Source organism: Micromonospora sp. NPDC049580 (assembly GCF_040675595.1).
Taxonomy (GTDB): Bacteria; Actinomycetota; Actinomycetes; order Mycobacteriales; family Micromonosporaceae; genus Micromonospora.
Genome location: NZ_JBFAPG010000495.1, coordinates 1 through 4,660, shown reverse-complemented (window position 1 = coordinate 4,660; position 4,660 = coordinate 1). Strand labels below are relative to the sequence as shown.

The window sequence follows — 4,660 nt, the reverse complement described above, 5'->3', positions numbered from 1 at the left end:
GGCGACGGGTACCGAGCGGGGGAAGCATGACGAAGATTGATGATGTCGCCCGGTTGGCCGGGGTCTCCACGGCAACCGTCTCGCGGGCCCTGCGCGGGCTGCCGACGGTCTCGGCCGCCACCCGACGCAGAGTCCTCGCGGCCGCCGAGCAGCTCGACTACGCGGTCTCGCCGAGCGCGTCCCGGCTCGCCGGTGGCCGCACCGGCACGGTCGCGGTGGTCGTACCCCGGATCACCCGCTGGTTCTTCAGCACGGTCGTCGAGGCGGTCGAGGAGTATCTGCACCACTCCGGCTACGACCTGCTGCTCTACAACCTGGGCGGTCGGGAGCAGATCCGCCAGCGGGTGCTGCGCACCGCCAACCTGCACAAGCGGGTCGACGCCATGATGCTGGTCGCCACGCCGCTGCGCCCGGCGGACCTGACCGCGCTGGCCGCCCTGGACCTGCCCGGCGTGACCATCAGCTCGGGAAGCAGGGTGCCCAACTGGCCGTGCGTACGGATCGACGACGTGGCCGCCGCGCGGATGGCCACCCGCCACCTGCTCGACCTCGGCCACCGGCGGATCGCGCACATCTCCGGAGACCCCGACGACGAGCTGGCCTTCACCACCCACCTCGACCGGCGCCGGGGCTACCAGGCGGAGCTGCGGGCCGCCGGCCTGCGACCCGATCCGAGCCTGGACGTCGAGTCGTCGTTCACCATCGACGGCGGCAACCGGGCCGCCGCCGAGCTGCTGGCCCGCGGTGTTCCGCCGACCGCTATCGTCGCCGCCTGCGACGAGATGGCGATGGGCGCGATGACCGCGCTGCGCGACGCCGGGCTGCGCGTACCGCAGGACGTCAGCGTGGTCGGCATCGACGACCACGACCTCGCCGGCGTGCTCGGGCTCAGCACCATCGCCCAGCCGGCCGCCGAACAGGGCCGGCTGGCCGCCCGGATGCTGCTCGACCCGCTCGGGGCCCGCAACCTGAGCCCGATCGTCGGTCAACGAACCGCCGGCGGCGACACATCGGTGATCCTGCCCACTCGGCTGGTGGTCCGAGAGTCCACCGCGCCGCCGCGGGCACACTGAACCCCAACCATCCGCCGCCGGCCGGCGGCTGGCGGCGACGCGGCCGGCAGCAGCACCGCCGGCAGTCCACCCACCGCGCGACACGGGAGACGACCCTGAACACCGATCCGACGCAGCAGACCTCCTCCGGTCACCCGATCACCGGCTGGTGGACCGAGGCCGCCATCTACCAGATCTACCCACGCTCGTTCGCCGACTCCGACGGTGACGGCATCGGTGACCTGCCGGGCATCACCGCCCGCCTCGACCACCTGGTCGAGCTGGGCGTGGACGCGGTGTGGCTCTCCCCGTTCTATCCGTCCCCGCAGGCCGACGCGGGCTACGACGTGGCCGACTACCGGGACGTCGACCCGCTGTTCGGCACCCTCGCCGACGCGGACAAGCTGATCGCCGAGGCCCGCTCCCGCGGCCTGCGGGTGATCGTCGACCTGGTGCCGAACCACACCTCGTCGGCGCACCGCTGGTTCCAGGCCGCGCTGGCCGCCGCGCCGGGCAGCCCGGAGCGGTCCCGGTACATCTTCCGCGACGGCCTCGGCCCGGCCGGCGACCAGCCGCCGAACGACTGGCAGAGCGTCTTCGGCGGTCCGGCCTGGACCCGGACGGTCGACCCGGACGGCCGACCCGGCCAGTGGTACCTGCACCTGTTCGACACCGGCCAGCCCGACCTCAACTGGGACAACCCGGAGGTGCACGAGGAGTTCCTGGACGTGCTGCGGTTCTGGCTGGACCGCGGTGTGGACGGCTTCCGCGTCGACGTGGCGCACGGCCTCGTCAAGCAGGCCGACCTGGCCGACTGGCAGGAGCCCCAGGAGATCCTCTCCGGCAACGAGATCGACAAGCCGCGCCCGCCGATGTGGGACCAGGAGGGCGTGCACGAGATCTACCGGCAGTGGCGGCGGGTCCTGGACAGCTACCCCGGCGAGCGGGTGCTGGTCGCGGAGGCGTGGGTGGAGCCGGCCGAGCGGCTGGCCCGCTACGTCCGCCCGGACGAGATGCACCAGGCGTTCAACTTCGAGTACCTGCTCGCCGCCTGGACCGCGCCGGCCCAGTACGCGGTGATCACCCGCTCCCTGGAGGCGACCGATTCGGTGGGCGCGCCGACGACCTGGGTGCTGTCCAACCACGACGTCGTACGCCACGCCTCCCGGCTCGGCCTGGCGATCGGCGGCGGCCGGCCCAACGGCATCGGCATCGGCGACCCGCAGCCGGACGCCGCGCTCGGCCTGCGCCGGGCCCGGGCGGCCACCCTGCTGATGCTCGCCCTGCCCGGCTCGGCGTACCTCTACCAGGGCGAGGAGCTGGGCCTGCCCGAGCACACCACGATGCCCGACGAGGCCCGGCAGGACCCGACCTGGGCCCGCAGCGGGCACACCCAGCGGGGCCGCGACGGCTGCCGGGTGCCGATCCCGTGGGAGGCCGACGCCCCGTCGTACGGCTTCGGGCCCACCGATGCCAGCTGGCTGCCGCAACCCCCGTCCTGGGCGGAGTACGCGCTGGACCGGCAGCGCGACGTGCCCGGCTCGACGTACGAGCTGTACCGCACGGCGCTGCGTCTGCGCCGTGCCCACGGCCTGGGCCGGGGCACGCTGGAGTGGCTGTCCTCCAACGACGAGGTGCTGACCTTCCGCAACGGCGAGCTGACGGTGCTGACCAACTTCGGCGACACTCCGGTGCCGGTTCCGGCCGGCGCCGAGGTGCTCGCCGCGAGCGCACCGCTGGACGACCACGGCGCGGTCCCGACCGACGTCACGGTCTGGCTCCGCGGCTGACCGGTCCGGTCCAGCCCTCTCCCGCCGCCGCGGCCTGCTCCGCTGCCGTTTGAATGGAGTCCGCCCCACCGCCCCACCGCTTTCCAGCGCCGGGCCGGTGGGGGGTCGGGGACGGGAACCGCTGCGCATCACGTCCTTTGCTCTGCTTCAACCGAGGCGACAGTCGGTGCCCTTATGTGTTGCGTGGGTTGAAGCAGAGCAAAGGCGGCGCTGGCACTACGCGGACCTGGCGGCCGCCCGATGATCGGGTGATGAGAAGGAGGTCCAGGCCGCTCCGGAACAACCAGCCAACGAGCCGGCGCGGGTACGGGGCGAGGGCCCGTCAGAGGCGGTCGGCGCGGGTGTGCAGCAGGTCGTGCACGTTGTCGATGTCCGCCGGTGAGGTTCGCGAGGCGAGCCAGTACATGATGCCGGTGGGAATGAAGAAGAGCTGGAACGCGGCCAGCCCGACGGCGAAGTTCAGTGGTGGCGGGAAGGCCGCGCGCAGACCCTGGAAGGCGACCCCGACCAGGCCGTTGCCGGCCGACCGGCCGACCCCGTTGACCAGGTTGCCGAGGCTGTAGACGGTCCCCCGGTGCTCCGGCGGGTTCACGTCGGCGATCAGCGCGAACCAGTTCGGCGAGTTGGCCGAGGTCAACGCGAGCGCCACCACGGCGGTGAGCAGGCTGAGTCCGACCGACGGCTCGGTGACCACGCTGGACAGCACCGCGCCGACCACCGCGCCGGCGCTGCCGCCGTCGGGCACGTCGATGGTCACCGGCACGAAGAACAGCACCAGGTAGAACGGCAGCGCGGCGAGGATGCCGACCGCCGCGACCAGGGCCCGACCCCCAGGGGTACGCCGCTGCACCGCGTCGCCGACCAGCCCACCCACGATGGAGAGCACCCCACCGAGCTGGAACAGCGTGGCGAAGACGCTGCCCACCACCACCGCGGTCGACTCCGAGTAGCCCTGGGCCTCGGCCCGTTCGGCGAACAGCACCGGCAGCCAGACCAGCGAGCCGAACGCCGCCTGCGCGGTCAGGCCCTGCAGGATCAGCCACCGGTTGGTACGCCGGGCCAGGATCCTCGGCACGTCGGCCCGACTGATCCGGTAGTCGTAGTCCGCGCCGGCGTCCAACGCGTCGGCCAGCTCCGGTTCGCTCTGGCCGCGCCGGACGTCGTAGGTGAACAGGTACGCCAGGGTGGCGGCCAGGCCCACCCCGGTCAGCAGCAGGAACGGCCGTCGCCAGTCGGCCGCGCCGAGCAGTCCGCCGAACAGCGTGCCGGCGAGCGTGCCGACGCCCTGGGAGAGCCCCCAGAAGCTCATCACCAGCCCGCGCCGGGTCGGCGAGATCAGGTCGGTGACCACCGAGAAGCCCACCGAGCCGACCGCACCGAGACCGACCGCCGCGACGAGCTGGGCGGCCAGGAACGTGAGGTACCCGCCGGCGAGCGCGCTGCCGCCGGTGCCCGCCGCCCAGAGCAGTGTGCCCACCATGAGCAGCGGTTTGCGGTTGCTCCGGTCCCCGACGTACGCCCAGCCGACCGCGGCCACCGCGCTGACCAGAAAGCTGACGGCGGTGACCAGCCCGAGCAGCCGCCCCGACACGTCGAACGCGCCGGCGATCGGCTTGTAGAGCGGTGGGACGAGCCCGATCGCCACGTTGTCGAGCGAGGCGAGCAGCACGAACACCACGACGCTGTACAGCCGGTGCGCCCGGCCGCCGCCCCGGCCACTCCGGCGCTGGCCGGGCCCGCCACTGGTCACGCTCATGACGGGCAGCCAACCAGACTCCGGTACGCAAGTCGCGACGCGGGTGGGTGCCGGTCGGCTCC

Annotated in this window: 3 protein-coding genes; 2 read left to right on the top strand and 1 reads right to left on the bottom strand. The window is 73.1% G+C overall.

Features of this window, described 5'->3' with window-relative positions:
• Positions 1–26: 26 nt before the first annotated feature.
• Positions 27–1,073: a LacI family DNA-binding transcriptional regulator gene (locus AB0J68_RS27705; RefSeq protein WP_354863137.1), complete on the top strand. Its 1,047-nt coding sequence runs from the start codon at positions 27–29 to the stop codon at positions 1,071–1,073.
• A gap of 95 nt (positions 1,074–1,168) precedes the next feature.
• Entirely contained in the window at positions 1,169–2,842 is a 1,674-nt protein-coding gene (locus AB0J68_RS27700) for a glycoside hydrolase family 13 protein (protein WP_363941288.1), read from the top strand.
• Positions 2,843–3,164: 322 nt separating this feature from the next.
• On the opposite strand, the gene AB0J68_RS27695 is transcribed toward AB0J68_RS27700, so the two are convergent.
• Positions 3,165–4,598, bottom strand: coding sequence for an MFS transporter (locus tag AB0J68_RS27695; protein WP_355066086.1), 1,434 nt, complete (start codon positions 4,596–4,598; stop codon positions 3,165–3,167).
• Positions 4,599–4,660: the final 62 nt, after the last annotated feature.

Excerpts from the sequence above, each read along its gene's own strand:
- AB0J68_RS27705 (WP_354863137.1), top strand. The coding sequence starts at position 27 with ATGACGAAGATTGATGATGTCGCCCGGTTGGCCGGGGTCTCCACGGCA.
- AB0J68_RS27695 (WP_355066086.1), bottom strand. The coding sequence starts at position 4,598 with ATGAGCGTGACCAGTGGCGGGCCCGGCCAGCGCCGGAGTGGCCGGGGC.